18 protein-coding genes are annotated in these 17448 nt (G+C 65.9%); 10 read left to right on the forward strand and 8 right to left on the reverse strand.

What is annotated here, in order from left to right; translation table 11 throughout:
- The first annotated feature begins 135 nt into the window (after window positions 1–135).
- The 7 genes from LAJ19_RS19590 (at window position 136) to LAJ19_RS19620 (ending at window position 6251) form a co-directional block, all read left to right on the forward strand.
- Entirely contained in the window at window positions 136–1242 is a 1107-nt protein-coding gene (locus LAJ19_RS19590) for an ROK family transcriptional regulator (RefSeq protein WP_225524692.1), read from the forward strand.
- Window positions 1243–1405: 163 nt separating this feature from the next.
- A complete protein-coding gene (locus tag LAJ19_RS19595; protein ID WP_225524693.1) occupies window positions 1406–1876 on the forward strand; it encodes a MarR family winged helix-turn-helix transcriptional regulator in 471 nt (156 codons plus the stop codon).
- Window positions 1877–1944: 68 nt separating this feature from the next.
- Window positions 1945–2388: a DoxX family protein gene (locus LAJ19_RS19600; protein ID WP_225524694.1), complete on the forward strand. Its 444-nt coding sequence runs from the start codon at window positions 1945–1947 to the stop codon at window positions 2386–2388.
- A 17-nt stretch (window positions 2389–2405) separates the two neighbouring features.
- Window positions 2406–3203 (forward strand): NADPH-dependent F420 reductase, encoded by a 798-nt coding sequence (locus tag LAJ19_RS19605; RefSeq protein WP_225524695.1) that lies wholly within the window; start codon window positions 2406–2408, stop codon window positions 3201–3203.
- A 78-nt stretch (window positions 3204–3281) separates the two neighbouring features.
- A complete protein-coding gene (locus LAJ19_RS19610; RefSeq protein ID WP_225524696.1) occupies window positions 3282–4160 on the forward strand; it encodes a VOC family protein in 879 nt (292 codons plus the stop codon).
- Window positions 4157–4813: an alpha/beta hydrolase gene (locus LAJ19_RS19615; RefSeq protein ID WP_225524697.1), complete on the forward strand. Its 657-nt coding sequence runs from the start codon at window positions 4157–4159 to the stop codon at window positions 4811–4813. Before LAJ19_RS19610 ends, LAJ19_RS19615 begins: the two co-directional genes overlap by 4 nt.
- A 472-nt stretch (window positions 4814–5285) precedes the next feature.
- On the forward strand, window positions 5286–6251 hold the full coding sequence (locus LAJ19_RS19620) for a quinone oxidoreductase family protein (RefSeq protein WP_225524698.1): 966 nt from the start codon (window positions 5286–5288) through the stop codon (window positions 6249–6251).
- Window positions 6252–6345: 94 nt separating this feature from the next.
- Here LAJ19_RS19620 and pptA read toward each other — a convergent pair whose 3' ends face one another.
- The 8 genes from pptA to LAJ19_RS22205 form a co-directional block, all read right to left on the reverse strand.
- Window positions 6346–6573, reverse strand: a complete 228-nt coding sequence (gene pptA, locus LAJ19_RS19625; RefSeq protein ID WP_225524699.1) for a tautomerase PptA — start codon at window positions 6571–6573, stop codon at window positions 6346–6348.
- 61 nt (window positions 6574–6634) lie between these two features.
- A complete protein-coding gene (locus tag LAJ19_RS19630; RefSeq protein ID WP_225524700.1) occupies window positions 6635–7918 on the reverse strand; it encodes an MFS transporter in 1284 nt (427 codons plus the stop codon).
- Window positions 7911–8909 carry a zinc-binding alcohol dehydrogenase family protein gene (locus LAJ19_RS19635; RefSeq protein WP_225524701.1) on the reverse strand — a complete coding sequence of 333 codons (999 nt, stop codon included), beginning with the start codon at window positions 8907–8909 and terminating at the stop codon, window positions 7911–7913. The genes LAJ19_RS19630 and LAJ19_RS19635 overlap by 8 nt, the downstream gene beginning before the upstream one ends.
- Window positions 8906–9340 (reverse strand): MarR family winged helix-turn-helix transcriptional regulator, encoded by a 435-nt coding sequence (locus LAJ19_RS19640; protein ID WP_225524702.1) that lies wholly within the window; start codon window positions 9338–9340, stop codon window positions 8906–8908. Before LAJ19_RS19640 ends, LAJ19_RS19635 begins: the two co-directional genes overlap by 4 nt.
- Before the next feature lie 364 nt (window positions 9341–9704).
- Window positions 9705–10415, reverse strand: a complete 711-nt coding sequence (locus tag LAJ19_RS19645) for an IS6 family transposase (RefSeq protein ID WP_225524703.1) — start codon at window positions 10413–10415, stop codon at window positions 9705–9707.
- Between the two features lie 72 nt (window positions 10416–10487).
- A complete protein-coding gene (locus tag LAJ19_RS19650; RefSeq protein ID WP_225524704.1) occupies window positions 10488–11426 on the reverse strand; it encodes a hypothetical protein in 939 nt (312 codons plus the stop codon).
- Window positions 11423–14977: an eCIS core domain-containing protein gene (locus LAJ19_RS19655; RefSeq protein ID WP_225524705.1), complete on the reverse strand. Its 3555-nt coding sequence runs from the start codon at window positions 14975–14977 to the stop codon at window positions 11423–11425. The genes LAJ19_RS19650 and LAJ19_RS19655 overlap by 4 nt, the downstream gene beginning before the upstream one ends.
- Before the next feature lie 126 nt (window positions 14978–15103).
- Window positions 15104–15331 carry a hypothetical protein gene (locus tag LAJ19_RS22205; protein ID WP_432804267.1) on the reverse strand — a complete coding sequence of 76 codons (228 nt, stop codon included), beginning with the start codon at window positions 15329–15331 and terminating at the stop codon, window positions 15104–15106.
- 464 nt (window positions 15332–15795) lie between these two features.
- On the opposite strand from LAJ19_RS22205, the gene LAJ19_RS19665 reads away from it, so the two are divergent.
- From LAJ19_RS19665 to LAJ19_RS19675, 3 genes are read left to right on the forward strand one after another with little or no spacing between them, the layout of a single operon-like run.
- Window positions 15796–16152, forward strand: coding sequence for a hypothetical protein (locus LAJ19_RS19665; RefSeq protein WP_225524706.1), 357 nt, complete (start codon window positions 15796–15798; stop codon window positions 16150–16152).
- Between the two features lie 10 nt (window positions 16153–16162).
- A complete protein-coding gene (locus LAJ19_RS19670) occupies window positions 16163–16642 on the forward strand; it encodes an AAA family ATPase (RefSeq protein ID WP_225524707.1) in 480 nt (159 codons plus the stop codon).
- Window positions 16639–17418 carry a tRNA(His) guanylyltransferase Thg1 family protein gene (locus LAJ19_RS19675; RefSeq protein WP_225524708.1) on the forward strand — a complete coding sequence of 260 codons (780 nt, stop codon included), beginning with the start codon at window positions 16639–16641 and terminating at the stop codon, window positions 17416–17418. Before LAJ19_RS19670 ends, LAJ19_RS19675 begins: the two co-directional genes overlap by 4 nt.
- Window positions 17419–17448 lie beyond the last annotated feature (30 nt).

Raw genomic sequence — 17448 nt, forward strand, 5'->3', positions numbered from 1 at the left:
CCTCTGGCCAGAACAGTTTCCGGCTCATTTACTAAAATTTGTTTTAGTAAAGTAAGGCTAGTAAAATAATCAGGCAGTGTCAACCATTGTCAGCACCTTTCCCGCTCCCGACCAACCTTCTATGGTGAGGTGTTCATGATCCGCCCGACCGAATCCCGCTCCACCCGCGAACGGGTGTACACCGCGATCAAGATCGCGCCAGCCACCCGCCCTGAGATTGCCGCACAGCTCGGCCTGAGCCTCCCGACCGTGATTGCGGCCGTCGATGACCTGATTCAGGCTGGTGTCGCCACCCTGGATGACGCGACGCCCGGCGGACGCGGCCGTCCCCCCGCCCGGGTGCGGTTCACTCCGGAAAGCCTGTCCATTACCACCGTCGACCTTGGTGGACCGCAGGTCACGACCGGCCGGTACGACCTCGCCGGGACCCGCACCGCTTACGCGGAACACGGTGGACCGGCAGCACACCTCACCCCTGACCCTGAACGCAACTTCACCGTGCTTCTCAAGCTGCTCGAAGCTCAGGGCCCTGCCGACCTCAGTGTGATCAGCGCGCTGGGCGCCATCAATCCCCGTACCCGCACCCTCACCAGCCTCCCGCTCGCCATGCGCGAGCGGCCCCTGGAAGCGCAACTCAGCGCCGCGCTCGGCCAGCGGGTCCTGGTGGAGAACGACGCCAATCTCTCCGCCTGGCACACCTGGCATACCCTCGGCCTCACCCCTGACGAACCGCTTGTGTTCCTCAACTTCAGTCACGGCATCGGTCTGGGCCTGATGCTCGGCGGGCAGCTGTACCACGGGGCCACCGGCGGCGCTGGAGAAGTCTCGTTCGCCGCCGACCCTGGCAAGCGCGGCCGCCATGAACTTCTCGCGTACCGTCTCTTCCGCCATCTGCACGCTGCCGTGCCCCACGGCACCATCGTGGAGATCGCCGCGCTCGCCGCCCAGAAAGATACGGCTGCCCGGCGCGCGCTCCGCGCTTTCAATTCGGACCTCGCGAACCACCTCACTGCTGTGGCCGCGGTCCTCGACCCGACCGTGATTGTCCTCCAGGACATTCCGCAGGCCACGTCACCCCTCCAGCAGGAAGTGCAGCGCGCCCTGTCCGAACTTGGCCTCAACCCCAAGGTGCTGCTCAGCCCGCTCGGGCCGCTGGGTGGACTTGACAGTGCTGGACGGTTTGGTGCCACCCACCTGGAACAGGAACGGCTGTCGCACAGCCACCTGGCGGCGACACCCTGAAACCTTGGTGACCCCTGTTGCTGGTGTTCTGCGGGAGATGCTATTGAAGGCAGTTTTCCTTCCGGCATGGGAAGCGGAGTCACGGGTGAATGGAGGGAAGGATCACCCACTTGACATTATTTGTGATAACGACTATCGTGGTGTCAGAGGAGGGAGAGAAGGAATGAAGATGATCAGCGAAACCACACGGTCCTCCGCGTCCGCCTCCACCCTCGAGCACCAGACGTACCTCACGTTGCAGGGGCTGGCCCTGGGCCTCAAGGACGAAACCGAGCAGCTGCTCAAGAACGAAGGGCTGACCCTGACGCAGCTCAACGTCCTGCGCATCCTGCGGGGCTCCGGCGAAGGCGCCCTGACCTGCGGCGACATCGCCGGGCGGCTCCTCAACAAGGACCCCGACGTGACCCGCCTGCTCGACCGGATGGAGAAGCAGGGCCTGATCGAACGGGCCCGCAGCGCGCACGACCGCCGGGTGCTGCTGACCCGTCTGTCTCCTCAGGGCCGCGAGACCGTGGACCGCCTGGATGCTCCCTTGATGGACCTGCACCGCCGTCAGTTCCAGCACGTGCCGCCCGAGCGGCTGCGGTTGCTGCTTGACCTGCTGGGCGAGGCGGTCAGGACGGAGGTGACCTGAGCTTCCTCGTCCTTCTTTCGTTCAAATATTCGTTCTAACGAACATCGTCCTCACGAACAGGAGATCCCATGACCACCACCGCAACCACCACCACTGCCCGCACCGCCACCACCCTTCAGCGCGTCGACCTCGCCCTCACACTCCTCCGCGTCGTCATCGGCGTCATCTTCATCGCCCACGGCTACCAGAAGATCTTCATGTACACCCTCCCCGGCACCACCGGCGCCTTCACCCAGATGGGCGTGCCCTTCCCCGCCGTCGCTGCACCCGCCATCGCGTTCCTCGAACTTCTCGGCGGCGCGGCCCTGATCGCCGGACTCGGCACCCGCATCGTCGCCAGCCTCCTCGCCCTGAACATGCTCGGCGCCATCGCCCTGGTCCACCTCAAAGCCGGCTTCTTCAACCCGAACGGCGTGGAGTTTCCCCTGGCCCTGCTCGCGGCCACCGTGGCCCTCGCCCTCACCGGCGCCGGCGCCTACGCCCTGGACGCCCGCCTCAACAAGCGCGCCTGACCTCCAAAGGATCACCCATGACCTCCCTCACCCTTGCCCTGCTTGCCGCCGCCATCGGCGCCACCATCTGGACCCTCACACGCCGACGCTCCGCTCACCACCCAGCCACGACCTCGACTGACCTTCCCGGCACGTCCCCCTCCACCTCTTCCACGCTCAAGGAGAACAGCATGACCCCCACGACCATCACCATCATCGGCGCCGGCAACATGGGCAAAGGCATCGCGCACGTCGCAGCACGCGGCGGCAACACCGTCACCATCATCGACCGCACCCCCGACGATGCCAGAACGCTGGCCAGCGAAGTGCAGACCGCCAATCCCGGCGCCACCGTTCAACCCGGCACGCTCGAAGGCCCCCTCGGTGACATTGTCGTCTTTGCCACCTGGTACACCGCCGCTCAGGAACTCGCCCAGCAGCTCGGCAGCCAACTTGACGGCAAAATCGTGGTGGACATCAGCAACCCCCTCACGGCTGACTTCACCAGTCTGGCCATTGCCGGCGACACCAGCGCCGCTGAGGAACTCGCCAAGCTGATCCCCAACGCCCGGATCGTGAAAGCCTTCAACACCACTTTCGCCGGCACTCTGGTCGCCGGTCAGGTCGCCGGACAGCCCCTCGACGTGCTGATCGCCGGGAATGACGCCGCCGCCAAGATCACCCTGACCGAGCTCGTGACGGCCGGTGGCCTGCGCGCCATCGACGCCGGCCCCCTGGAGCGCGCCCGCCAGCTCGAAGGCCTCGGGTACCTCGGCATCCAGCTTCAGTTCACGCAGAACACCAACTTCTCCAGCAGCTGGAAATTCCTCGCCTGAACCTCTCACGTCCGTGAGTGACTGTAAGGACCGTCCTGATGAGGCCGGTCCTCGCCGCGCTGCACAAGGAGCACCCCCATGACCCAACCTGACGCTTCCCCCTCCCCCCTGACCTCTGGCCCCCTGTCCCTCGGCCCGGTGGAACTCACCGTCGCGGACCTGCCCCGCAGCGTCACCTTCTACCGTCAGGTGCTTGGTATGACTGTCCTCGACCAGCACGAGCACACCGTCACGCTCGGCCTGCCCGGCCGGCCCCTGGTGACCCTCACGGCCCAGCCCGGCGCGCAGCCCACGCGGCCCGGCTCGCCAGGCCTGTACCATCTCGCGGTGCTGTTGCCCACCCGCGCGGACCTGGCCCGCTGGGTGCAGCACGCGGCGAGCCTCGGCCTCCGTGTCGGGCAGAGCGACCATCTCGTGAGCGAAGCCTTTTACCTGAATGATCCCGACGGGCATGGCATCGAGGTCTACCGTGACCGGCCCCGCAGCGAATGGCGCTGGCAGGGCGGACAGGTGCAGATGGCGGGTGACCCGATCGACCTGGACAGCCTGCTGGCCGAACCCGGCGCGGACGCTCCCTTCCACGGCCTGCCTGAAGGCACCGTCCTGGGCCACGTGCACCTGCGCGTCACCGACCTCCGGGCCACCGAAGCCTTTTACCGCGGCGTGCTCGGCTTCGACGTCGTCTCCCGCTGGCCGGGCGCGCTGTTCGTCTCCGTGGGCGGGTACCACCACCATTTCGGCCTGAACGCCTGGCAGAGCGCCGGCGGCGTCGCGGCGCCGCAGGGCACCAGCCAGCTGCGGCGCGTCAACGTGGGCCTGCCGGACCTGACCAGCCTGAACGCGCTGGAAACGCGCCTGCGAACCGCGAACGTCACGTTCACTCGCGCCGGTGACGTCCTGGACGTGCGCGACCCCGCGGGCAACGCCCTGCGGTTCTCCGTGGAGCGTGCCGCGTGAGTGCGCTGACCTTTGAGCTGCGCCCGCCACGCGCGGGTTCCATGCCGGGCGCCCCCCTCCTGGTGCTGCTGCACGGGGTGGGCGGCAACGAACGCAACCTGCTGCCCACCGCCGAGCACCTCGACCCGCGCTTCGCGGTCGTCAGTGTCCGCGGGCCCCTTCAGATCGGGCCGGACGGCTTCGCGTTCTTCAACGTGCAGTTCACGCCGGAGCCCGTCCCGAATGCCGATCAGGCGGAAGCGAGCCGCGTGGCCCTGATTGAAGTCCTGCCGCAGCTGATTCAGGAACACGGCTTCAACCCGGCCCAGGTCTTCCTGCTGGGCTTCTCGCAGGGCGCGATCATCGGGGCGAGCGTCACCCTGTCCCGGCCGGACCTGATTGCCGGTCTGGTGATGCTGTCCGGCCGGATCCTGCCTGAGGCGCACCCCACTTTCGCGCCCGCCGGGCAGCTGCGCGACACCTACGTGTTCGTGGCGCACGGCGTGCAGGACGCGAAGCTGGGCATTCATCACGGCCGCGCGAGTCAGGCGCTGCTCAGGGACCTGGGTGTTGAGCTGACGTACCGGGAGTACGACATGGGCCACGAGATCACCGGCGCCGAACTTCACGACGTCAATACCTGGCTGGTCCAGCGGCTGGGTCAACCCAGCTGAGTACGGGTCTGATCGGGGGACGAACGGCGATGGCGTCCGCCCCTCCTCTGCATGGTCAGAAGGCCTGAACTGGTACCGGAGTGGGACGTCACTGCGTCGGTGCGGACCCGTCCGCTTATGAGCCTGGTCAGCCTGGGGGGGGTGCGGTCATGACACCTGCGCGCACCTCCGCGTGAAAACGGGGCATGCCGCGCGCCACGCAACGCATTCCGAAAGTGGTGCTCCATGGGGGCGCGACGATGTTCTGGAGGTAACGAACCACCCGGCTGGCACGGGCGCCTCAGGTACCACCGGGCCATAAGCGTGGTTCGGTGCGGGTCACGGCCAGTCTGCCCGCCCCTCACCAGCAGACGAAGGAACCATGCGCGCAACGCTGAACGAGCAGGGAACGTGGCCCGATCCGTTCAGTGACCCTTGGGACCTGCACCTTCAATCGCGCAGGCGCGGCCCGGTCACCCGTTACGCTGCGTCCATGCGAGTCGTTCGTGTCCACCAACCCGGAGACGCCAGTGCCCTGGTCTTAGACGACCTGCCCACTCCCACCCCCGGACCCGGCGAAGCACGCGTTCAGCTCAACTATGCCGGGCTGAACTTTATCGACGTCTACCACCGCTCCGGCCTGTACCCGCTGCCGCTGCCCGCCATCCTGGGCAGCGAGGGTGCCGGGGTGGTCGACGCGGTGGGTGAGGGTGTCCAAGGCGTTCAGCCTGGGGACCGTGTGGCGTTTGCGCTTTACCGCGGTACCTACGCCGAGTACGCCAGCGTGCCCGTCACAAAACTGGTCCCGATTCCCGACGGCGTGGATGATGCGCAGGCGGCGGCGCTGCTGTTGCAGGGCATGACCGCACATGCCCTCGCGCTCAGCGTTCGGCCGCTGAGCCCCGGCGACACCTGCCTGGTGCACGCCGCGTCCGGCGGGGTGGGGCTGCTGCTCACCCAGATCGCCAAACGCCAGGGCGCGCGCGTGCTCGCCACCGTCGGGAGCGCAGAAAAAGCCACCCTGGCCCGCGAGGCCGGCGCGGACGAGGTGATCCTGTACCGCGAGGTGGACTTCGAGGCGGAAGTGCAGCGCCTCTCCAGCGGCGTGGACGTGGTGTACGACGCAGTGGGGCGCGACACCTTCCTGAAAGGCCTGAATGTGCTGCGGCAGCGCGGCACCATGGTGCTGTACGGCGCGGCCAGCGGACCGGTCGAGCCACTCGATCCGCAATTGCTGAACGCGAAGGGCAGCTTGTTCCTCACGCGCCCCACCCTCGGGCATTACGTGGCCACTCCAGAGGAACTGCGCTGGCGCGCTGGTGACCTGTTCACGTGGCTCACCGACGGCACGCTGCGCCTCCGGGTCGACCGCACCTTTCCGCTGGCGCAGGCCGCCGAGGCGCACCGCTACATCGAAGGGCGAGCGACGAAAGGCAAGGTGCTGTTGCAGGTGCGCTGAACCCAGGGGTGGAGCGCAACAGTTGCGCTCCACCCCTAGGTTCACGGCTCAGGAGACGTCAGGCGGCCTGAAGTAACGTCAGGCCGCCGTGCGTTTACATTTCGTAGCCGGGCTTTTTTATCAGGGTTCCGAGGTTCGGGCGGATTTCACGGTCGTACAGATCCCGCCATTGTTCCGGGGCGACTTCCGTGTAGGCCACGGACAGGTCCGCGTCGGTGGCTTTCAGGTGCTTCTCGACCAGGGCGGTCAGCTCGTGAACGAAGGTGTCCTGCTCCTGCTCGGTGAGGTGTTTCGGGTAGCATTTGATGTCGATGTGCGGCATGGTGACTCCTTTGAGGGGTTGAGAGGGTGGATCGTGATCGGGTCAGGTGGGCCAGGTTACGTCATGGCGCCCCCCGGGTCCGGACCGGCGCGGTTTCGGCCATCCTCAGGAATACCGGCAGCACCACCAGGGCGACGGCGGTGATCATGACGCCAGGCAAGAGCGCCCAGCCGGTGCGTTCAATCAGCAGCTGCGAGAGGTAGGGCGTCAGGCCTCCGAACACAGCTGTGGCCACCGTGGCCCCCAGCGCGAGACCACTCAGGCGGCCCTCCCCGGGGAACTGCTCGGCCGCGGAGACAGCGCCAACCGCGCTGGCGCCGCCCGCGAGATAGGCCATCAGGGCGGCGCCCAGCATGGTCGGGATGGCCGCGCCCGTCTGCATCAGGGCAAACAGCGCGATGGGCAGGGCGAGGCCGCCGACCGCCAGAGTGGTCAGGACCGGTTTGCGACCCACCCGGTCGGACAGGGCGCCCACCAGGGGCGTGACGAGAATGACCACCAGGGCAGCCACGGTGGAGAACCACAGGGCGTCCCGTTCGCTGAGGGTCCCGACGGACGTCAGGAACGTGGGGACGTAGATGATGCCAACGTAGTACAGGATGGACGCCAGCGCGGAGATGGCGAAGGTGCGCAGCAGGGCCGGGCGGCAGTGCAGCAGGGTCTCCCAGAGCGGATTTCGGGGTACTGTCCCGCGGGTCTGCTGCCGTTCAAATTCTGGGGATTCCTGCATGGCCGAGCGGGAGATCAGCACCACACCAGCCAGGCCGGCGCCCACCAGGAAGGGAATGCGCCAGCCCCAGGCGTCCAGGTCGGCGGGGCTCAGGAGACTCACCGTCACGGCTGAGACACCCACGGCCAGCAGGGCGCCCACCTCACTGGCCGCGGAAGCGAAGGACGTGGTGAGGCCGCGCCGGTCTGGATGCGCGCCTTCGAGCAGGTACGCGGTCACGCCACTGTACTCACCCCCGACCGAGAAGGCCATCACGCACCGCAGGGCCAGCAGCATCCATCCAGCCGCGGGACCGATCTGGGCTGCGGTGGGCAGCAGAGCGATCAGGAGCATAGCCACCGTCATGACGGCCATGGACATCAGGAGCATGCGTCGCCGCCCGAACCGGTCGCCGATGTGGCCGAACACGACCGCACCCAGCGGACGCATCAGGTAGGACACCGCGAATCCGGCCAGGGTGACCAGCAGGGCAGTCTCACCACCGCCGAAGAAGACGCGCGCCAGGACGGTGGCGAAGTACAGGTACAGGGTGAAGTCGAACCACTCCACGACCGTGGAGAATGCCGCTACCGAGAGGGAACCGCGGGAGACCACGGGTGGGGAAGCGTCAGTCACCCTGGTCCTCCGGAAGGACCACCACCAGCTTGCCGCTGTGTGCTCCGGCTTCCAGGGTCCGGTGCGCCTCCACAATCTGCGTCATTGGGTACGTCCGCGCGATCGGAACCTGGATCTGCCCGCGGGCCACGTCATCCAGGAACTGCTGGAGGACCGGGGCGAGCAGGTCGGTGGCTTCACCGGAGTAAGCGGTGAGCCGGACGCCGCGGGGCAGGTACCCGATGGGGTAGAACTCCTTGACGGTCCACTCGTTGGAGAGCATGCCGGTGAAGCACACGGTGCCGTGCAGGCCGACGGACCGCAGGGTGTCGGGCAGGGTGGGTGTCCCCACCAGTTCAATCGCGCCGTGAACGCCTTCGGGGAACAGGGCGCGCACTTGTTGGGCAACGGTGCCGTTATCCGACAGGACGTGGTCGACGCCCAGCGCCTCGAGGACTGCCGCTTTGTGGGGGGAGCGTGTGGTGGACAGCACGGTCAGGCCGCGCTGCTTGGCCAGCAAGGCAGCCGTCAGGCCCACCGAGGAGGTCCCGCCGCGAATCAGGAGGGTCTGACCGGCCTGGGCGTTCAGTCCGACGGTGAGGGACCCGTGGGCGGTTTGCAGCATTTCCGGGATGGCGCCGAGGGTGGCCCAGTCCAGGTCACTGCGGAACGGGATGACCTGCCCGGCCGGAACGCAGGTGTATTCGGCGTACCCGCCGTCGAACTGCCGGCTCATGCCGCCCATCATGGTGGCCACCTGCTGACCGGCCTGGAATTCTCCGCCTGGGCAGTCTGTCACCACGCCGACGGCTTCGATGCCGGGAATGATGGGGAAAGCGGCGTTCTCGGCAACCCCCAGGCGCAGGTGAAGCTCGGATTGGTTCAGGCCGAAGGCCCGCACGCGGATCAGGACCCAGCCGGGGGCCGGCACGGGCACGGGACGGGTCTGGAGGGTGAGCGCTTCGGGAGGGCCGGGTGCGTTCAGGACGACCGCTTGCATCAGGTTGGTCATGTGGGGGTGTCTGCGGGGTCGAGAGCGCGTTTGATGTGGTTCAGGGCGTCGTGCAGGGGGGAGAGGGAGACTGAGGCGAAGGCCTGGTTGAGGAGGGGTTCGAGGATCGCTTCGGCCTGGGTGAGGGTGGCGTGGCCGGTGTCGGTGACGGTGAGCAGGGAGGAGCGCCGGTCCTGGGGGTTGGGCTGCCGTTGGCAGAGGCCGGCCGCTTCGAGGCGGTCGACGAGTTTGCTGGCGGCGCCCACCGTGATGAGCAGGCGGGTGGAGATCTCGTTCACGCGGCATGGGTCGACGGACGCGATAACGCGCAGGACTTCGAGGCGGCCGAGGGTCAGGCCGGTCTGGCGTTGCAGTTCCTCGTCGCAGCGGCCCCACAGGAGAGTTTCCACGTGAACCAGGTGGTCGAAGAGCTGCCGGGCTGACAACGTCATGGTCTGACTCCAGCTTCGATGTATTCCGAGGAATTATCTTCCATGGAATACACTTTGGCAGGTTCCCTCCTTTCGGAAAGTGCTCCCGCACATTTGGGACCTGAGGGGCTGACACAGGGTACGCCTCTGAACCTCTTGACCTCCAACCGGGCCACGCCACTGGCCTGAGGACTGGATGTGGTGAACTCGTTCCGAACTGGACGGCGCCCGTATAGTGATCACGTGACTGAGATGCCTGCCCCACTGGACGTGGACGAGGCGCTGCGGCAGCCATCTATCCGCCTGTGGCGCCGCCTGATACGACTAACGGTTCTGGCAACTTAAGCTCAGTGGAGTCGGAGTAGCTCAGCAGGCGGCTTGATACTCAAGCCGCCTGCTGCATTGCTTCTCGCCAGCGGAGCAGGGCTGCGGTTTGGTTCCTTCGCCTGAGGGTAGCGGGGATGGTTGTTCGGGTCTGGCGGTGAAGGTTCAAGATGCGGGCGTGCAAATCGAGGAGTTCCTGCGTTCGCTGTCGTCGTTTGAAGCCGAGCTGAACACGTTCCTGCTGCCGGGTGGGGCGATGTGACTGTTCCACAATGTTGTTCCAGCGGGCGGTGGCCACGACCTGAACGTGTTTCACACCGTGGAGCACGGGAAGTTCTCGTCGGGCCGCCCCGTCGCTCCACAGCTTGTCGGTGTGGATGACCTCCAGCACGTCGTGTTCCCCCAACAGGCGCACGAAAAAGGTCTTGGCCGCCTCGGTATCGCGGTGTCCCTGAAGGAGAATGTCGAGCACGTTCCCAAGTTCGTCAACCGCCCGCCACAACCAGTGTTTGACCCCGCCGACCTTGACGCACACCTCGTCCAGATGCCCCCGAGACACCCGGCGGGTGTCTCGGGGGCGCAGTTCTTCAGTGAGCAGTGGCGCGAATTTGATGTTCCACTGGCGGAGGGTCTCGTGGCTGACCTGAACACCGCGCTCGTGGAGCAGCTCCGGCACGTCACGCTGGCTGAGCGGGAAGCGGTGGTAGAGCCACAGGGCATAGCCGATGATGCTCAGGGGAAAACGGTGGCGGTAGGGCGTCCGATCAGTCACAGCTCGCCAGTCTACCGAGCTTAAGTTGCCAGAACCGCCAGAAGAATTTCTTTGAGATGCAGCCATGTCATCTCAGCGATGCGACGGCTCGATCTTCACCCAGGAAGAAGCTCGGCGTCCAGAAACAACCAGATCCGAAACACCGGCTGGAGCGACGTCCGACGCACGAACATCGGTCTCCAGGCTCTCCCAGTGAAGCGCGTCCACACTCCACCGGAGCTGACGGTCATCGTCGACAAAGGCCAGGCCACCACTCACTTCAGTGACGGTCCCCAGGTCTGTGGCGTTCGGAAGGGTCTGGAGATCCTCGGGTGCTCCGATCGGCGCCAGGCGGTTTTGAAAGCGAACAAAAGTCCCCACAGTGAGTGCGTGGAGTGCCACGGGCCGGTTGACACCCGTCACGGTATAGGAGGATTCGGGAGTGATCACGTCGAAGACGGGCTGACCCTCGTCCAGTCGTTGAATCACCCGGTGACCCGCCTGATCGAAGGTGAGGATGCCAGCCCGGTCATCCAGCACGCTCCGTCCCTCCTGATCACGTCGGTGGAGCCCTTCTGCGTCACTGAAGGTGAGGGCCCTGCCGGTCACCTCCCAGTGCGTGAGACTTCTGGCTTCGGCAAGGAGCTGCTCCCGGTCCCCCCTCCACAGGAGGAAGCTCGTCACTGGCGGCTGCTGATCCAGGACCAGGGGCTGCACCCCCAGGGCAGTGAGGCCGGTGGGGTTGTGAAGGGTCAGGGCCGCGTGCCGCCTGAGCTCGCCGCCAGGGGAGAGCTCGATTAGGGTCGGGGGGCCGTTCAGGGGCCGGTCGATGGTAAAGAGCCTTCCATCCACGAGCACAAGTCCCTTGAACGCAAGCGGGCTTTGAGGGTCGAAGGTGTGCAGGACGGTGACTGTCCCCTCGGGCGTCACGCGGGCCACTGCGTCGTACGTCCGGACGAAGAGGTCCTCCTCGTGGAGACGTGCGGCCTCGACCACGCCGAGCTCAAACTGAATCTGGGTCGCTTTCATCATGGTTTCTGGAAGTCCACTCCGGTTTCCTTGTAGGTGATGTCGCCGTCGTCGGTACAGGTGCCGATCAGGATCTTCAGGGCCGAATCGTCGAAGGTGCTGGCCAGACTCGACCACGTCAGAGCGTAGTCGTCCGCCAGCCCGGTGAGGGCGGCACGAACCACGGTGGTGTCCAAGACGTCGTGCAGAATGTTGTGAGCCGTGTCGGCAATCCGCGCCTTGCCGACCGCCGCGATCAGGTTCTTCGCGCTGTTTCCGCCGCCCAGGTACAGCGAGACGGCGTGGTGGATCTCTCCAGACAGCCCGGTCAGGGTGTCGTCCATCGCAGATTTCGCGTGATCCGCGTACTTCGTGATCTTCTGGGATGGATCGCGCACCAGCATGTGCGGCCCAGGCTTGAGTTTTCTGGGAATCTCCGTCCACTTGACGTAGAAGAGGGGCCGGTCGGCAATCTTGCTGAAGACGATCTGGGCCAGCTTCGCCATCTCTGCTTCAAGCAGGCGACGGTCAGCGCTCAGCGCCGGCTTCGAGGCAAGCAGGGTCTTTTCCATGGCCACCTCGAGCCGGTCGAGGATGCTGCGGGTGGACCGGCCGCTCTCCTGCCAGGTGCGCCTCAACGTCAGACTGGTGTTCCCGGCAGGGTCCGGCAGGCACTGAAGTTTCTTCCCACCAGTGGCGAACACGGCCGTCCAGTTGGCGGGGGCCGCCGCCTTCGCCGCCTGCAGCTCTGCCTGAACATCGATGCGCGCCCCCAGCTTCTTCGCCCCATCCTCCCAGCCGTGGGAGGCGAACCACTCGTACCGGGCGCGTTCCCCCTGGTTCACATGGGCGATCACCTTGCTGAAGATCCGGTGCTTCTGCTGGATTGCCTTTGCTACGCGTTTCGCTGCGTTCTTCGGAAGGACGCCCTTCACAGTGTACTTCGCCTCAAGCCTCGGGATGTCGTCCAGGCCGGCTCTGACCGCACGGTCGTGTTCCCTCGAAGTGGTCGGCTGAGTTCCAATCACGGCGGGCTTCCTGGAAGTACCGATGAGCTTCTTGATGCGTGCGACGGCCTTGTCGAGCAGGGCCTCCAGTTTTCCTCGGACCTTCCCAATCACGGTCTTGACCTTGGCGCCGATGTTCCCCAGCCCCAGAACCTTGCCGAGGAAGCCCAACGCCACCGGGATGCTGCGCGCCAGCGTGCTCTCCACGCCCTTGACCGCCGCGCCGATGTTCCCCTCGGCGATGGCCCCGACGCTCTGCACGGCACTGGTGATCACGCCCATGATCTGCTTGCCCTGCTCGATCACGAACTGCACGCTCCGGAACGCCCCGATCAGCGCCTGAACGAAGCCGCCACCCGGGATGAGCATGCTCGCGACCTTCGTGATGCCCGCCATCACCACGCTCTTGGTGACCTCGCTCTTCAGGCCGGCCACCACTTCGTTGCCCACTGGCGCCTGGTTGGCCTTCATCTCGCCGGACTTGTGCAGGCCGCCCATCAGGGTTTTCAGGGCGTCCAGGGTCCCTTCGGCCGCCCGGACCTGCTTCTCGCCGTTCGGGCCCATCGCCTTGACCAGTCGGCCGCGCATCGCCTGATAGGTCAGGCCCATCACGCTCAGGGCCGTCATGAACACGCCCTGCAGGTCGAGCTTGGCGGGTAAGGTGATGCCGCTCGCCCCGGTCAGCCACTGCCCCAGGCCGGTCTGCAGGTGCTTCGGGGCGTTGCCGGCAAAGCTCTTGAAGCCGCCTTTCAGGGCGTTCAGGAGGTTCCCGGCGAACTTCGCGGGGTTCTTCAGGACCTGGATGATCAGGTCTCCGCTCTTCCGCAGTTGGGCGATCACGCCCTGCCCGACCGGACCGAGCCCGGCGGCCAGGGCGGTCAGGCCGATCTCCGCGATCTTCTTCGCGCTGCCAACGATCAGCGCCTTCAGGCCCCCGATGCGGCTCGTGACGGCCGTTTTCGCCGCGCCCAGGTCGGCCTTGCCGATGGCACTCGCCACTTCGCCGAGGACGCCGGCGAGGTTGAGTTTGGCGAGTTCGGCCTTGAACCACGCCCAGGCTTTTGGAAGGGCGTTCGTTTCCTTCAGCGCCTTGAGGATGTCCTTGAGCGGCCCCGGGACCCAACTGGTCAGCGTATCGAGGATGGTGTTCGGGTTCTGCGCGACCGCCTTCCCAGTGACGAGGTCCTTCCCGAACGCCAGCGTGAGTTCCCGGTACCCGGGAATCTGCGTGAGGGCGCCGGCGATCATCTCCCTGCCTTTGTTGGCGACTGCCTGCACGCCGTCCTGAACCTTGTCTCCCACCCACTTGAACGGGTTGCCGAGGCGCTGCACCGCCTGGGGCTGCAGGTCGTACAGGGGTTTGAGGGCGAAGGCCTGTGTGGCCCCCTCCTGGGCCCGCTGCAGGGCAGCCGCCTTGGTGTACACGCCGGGAGCGTGGGGACTGGGCGGCATCAGGCTCTTCGCGCTGGGCAGCACCCGGGCGAGCTTCGACCCCATCGACTGCGCCTCGGCTTCCAGACCGGCATCCGGGTCGATACCTCGGCCGACCTTGCCTTGAGCCTGCTGGACGGTGTGCGTGACCTCGTGCGCGAGCAGTTCCAGTCCGGACTTCGTGTTCGGGTTGAATTTCCCGGAACGGAAGTAAATGTCCGTGCCCGTCGTGAAGGCCACCGCGTTCACGCCCTTGGCCAGCTTGTCGGCCTCGGCGTCGTCGTGGATACGCACGCGGCTGAGGTCATGGTTCAGGCCCTGCTCCAGATGACGCTGCACCGCGGCCGGGAGGGGGTTCCCGCTCCCTCGCCTGGCCTGGATGCGTTCCATAACCGGCTTCGTGGCCTGCTCGTCCAGCTCCGCCAGTTGCCGCTGCAGGCTGTGCAACGACAGGGCCTGCCCGTCCTGCTGGCGTTGCAGCGCTTCCCGCTCCTGCACCTCACCCACGGCGCACTGAATTGCCGGGCGTTCCCCTGCGGGGAGGCTGCCCAGCACCACCTGTACTACGGGCCGGCTCAACGGGTGCCGCTGCAGGCTGGCGAGGTGAGCTGCGAAGGCCTGGTGCCGCTCGGCCGCAGGCTGACGATCCTGTTTGAAGGCCGTAGTGAGCTGCCCGGCCACCTGCCGCTGCAGGGCCGTGAACTGCCCATACGCCTTGGGATCCAGCCGCTGCCCTTCGACCTGTTCCGCCCGCTGTCGCATCACCGTCACCCAGTCTGAAGGGGACTGGGGCGTCCTGATCACGGCAACAGGCACGGACGACTGCGCCTGGCGTTGCAGGGCGGCCTGAACAGCACCATCCGGCAGCGCTGCGGTTAGGGCCGTGACCTGCCGCTGGACGGTCTGCTGTTGTGCTGCGATCTGACCAATTTCCTGAGCGTGCAGGCGTGCAGCCCGGAGAGCAGGGGCGGCGACCTGTAGCTGCACGGAAGTGGGACGGGCAGTGAAGCGCTGGAGGTCCCGCTGGACCTGCTGCTGCCGTTGAACGGCGGGCGTGACGGTGGATGAGGCCTGAAGAATCGGCCGCGTCTGAACCGCGACTGTCTTCGTGGAGGGTTTCTTGGCGACGTGCTGCATGACGGAGCCTCCCGGAGCTCCCAGAGTACCAATGAGGCGATCTTCAGGAAGCCGCACTTGCGTGTTATGGACCGGAGCGCAGGAGAATCACCAGGGTCATTTCCAGTTGGGAATGATCCTGCCGGTTCAAGGCTTCCTCAGCCTGGCCATTGCCCCTTCCGCCACCAGCGCTGATGGATCGGACGCCAGCTGGATCAGCAGATCCACAGGCAGTCCGGGGTTATAGGCCAATCGGGCCCGGACCCTCTCATCACCGTCCGTCATGAGGCGCTGCATAACTGCTTCTGGACACGCGCGGCGGGACGCGATGACGGACCGGACCTGAGGGTCCGGGTCGCGGGCAAGCTGTTCCATGACCGCTGAGGGAATCGTCTTGTTCTGCGCGACCTACCGGCGCATGTCTGGGAAGTGTGTGATGACCTCTTCCCAGACTTCAGGTGTTGCCGCGCCGTATGCCGCTCGGTGAGACTCCTCCCGGACTTCAGTGTTCGTGGTCACGGGCGAAGTCGATCCCGAAACGCTTCAGATTGGTGGCATAGCAGACAACCTTGTGGTGTTCTTCAGTTCAGAAGCCAGGAATGCTTTTTTCGCTCAATATCCCGGGACCCAGACTGGTTGATCGCCGCACCCGTCTGGAGGTACCTACTCACCAAAGAGCACCCGAGGTTTGGGCCCACCATCAGGGCGTCAGCCGCCTCCGGTTCGAACCTCTGGCGTCATCAATAGGTCACGCGCGGCCTCCCTTCACGCGCCATGGCGTAGGCCGTCCGGCCCATGACTCCGCCAGACGCCCTCCCTACACTCCTGGGGAGGTTCCCATGTGCCGTTACGCCCTGACCCCCTACAAAACGCACTACGCGTGCTTCTCGTGCCGGAAGACCTTTAAGGCCCCTAGCCGAAGAGCCAACGGCGCCACGAAAATCTGCCCGCAGTGCGGGGTCACCATGACGATCATGGGGCACGATTTCAAAGCCCCTCACCGAACCGACCTGCTGGCCTGGCAGAAAGCGGAGTACCTGGCGGCCCACGGCCTGGTGTTCGGGTCGTGTGGCTGCAGCGGGCCAGGATACGCTCCGCAGACCATGGATGAAGCCCGCACGCTGGTCGATTCCCATCTCGGGATTCCGGAAGGCGTCCGGCTGCTCCGGCAGTTCACATTGCGACATCCTCGCTGACCACCCAGCCGTGACTCCTGCAGGTCATCCGTTGGAGCTCGTGGTGTTCGTGGGGCTGCCTGGAAGCGGCAAGACCACTTTCTACCGGGCCCGCTTCGCCGAAGCACACGCGCACGTCAGCAAAGATCTGTTCCCCAACAACCGGAACAAGGCCCGCCGCCAGCAGCAGCTGCTCCAGGATGCCCTCCAGGCCGGCCGCAACGTCGTGCCAGACAACACCAATCCCACGGTCGGTGACCGTGCAGGCGCCATTGCGTTTGCTCAGGCGTACGGCGCCCTGGTGACCGGCTACGTGTTCGCTCTTGACGTTCCGGCCTCCATCGAGCGCAACGCCGGCCGCGAGGGCAAGGCCCGCGTCCCGGACGTCGCCATCTACGCCATCGCCAAACGCTGGCAGCCCCCCACCCTCGAGGAAGGCTTCGACCGCCTCTTCACCGTCTACCTCACCCCCGAGGGAGCCTTCGAGATCCTGCCGCTGGAGCCTCAATGAACAACGACACCTTCGAGGCGCGCCTGCGCGCCCTCGAGTACTACCACAACCTCAAGATTGTCCCCGGCGCCTGGGTGGTCCTCCGGGTGGACGGGCGCGGCTTCTCCCGCTTCACTCAGGAGCGCTTCGACAAACCCTTCGACGACCGCTTTGGCCGCCTCATGGTGACTACAGCCCAGGCCCTGCTGGAAGAGTTTCAAGGGATCTACGCCTACACCGAGAGTGATGAGATCAGCGTGCTCTTTCCGCCCTCCTGGACCATGTTCGACCGGGAAGTCGAGAAGCTCGTCAGCCTGAGTGCCGCCACCGCCAGCGCCACCTTCACCCTGGCCTGCGGGGAGCGGGCGACGTTCGACAGCCGCGTCTGGATCGGCGTGACTGAGCAGGACGTTCTCGACTACTTCCGCTGGCGTCAATCCGATGCGACGCGCTGTGCCTTGAACGGCTGGGCGTACTGGACGCTCCGCCAGGAGGGTGCCAGCGTGGCTGAGGCCACCCAAACACTCGAACGCCAGACCACCGCATTCAAGAACGAACTTCTCTACCAGCGCGGGATCAACTTCAATGAACTGCCGGCCTGGCAACGGCGAGGCGTAGGCTTGTACTGGGAGACCTACGACAAGGAGGGCATGAATCCGCTGACCGGACAACGTGTCCTGGCCCAACGCCGCCGGGTCAAGGTGGACCGCGACCTCCCGATGAAAGACGAATACAGCGCTTTTCTCCAGACGCGCTTGGGGCCGCTCAAGGCGCAGATCACCACGGACGAGGCTTAAGCAACATGTGACCCTTTCGCTGGGATCTCT

The sequence above is a fragment of the Deinococcus taeanensis genome (assembly GCF_020229735.1).
Lineage (GTDB): Bacteria > Deinococcota > Deinococci > Deinococcales > Deinococcaceae > Deinococcus > Deinococcus taeanensis.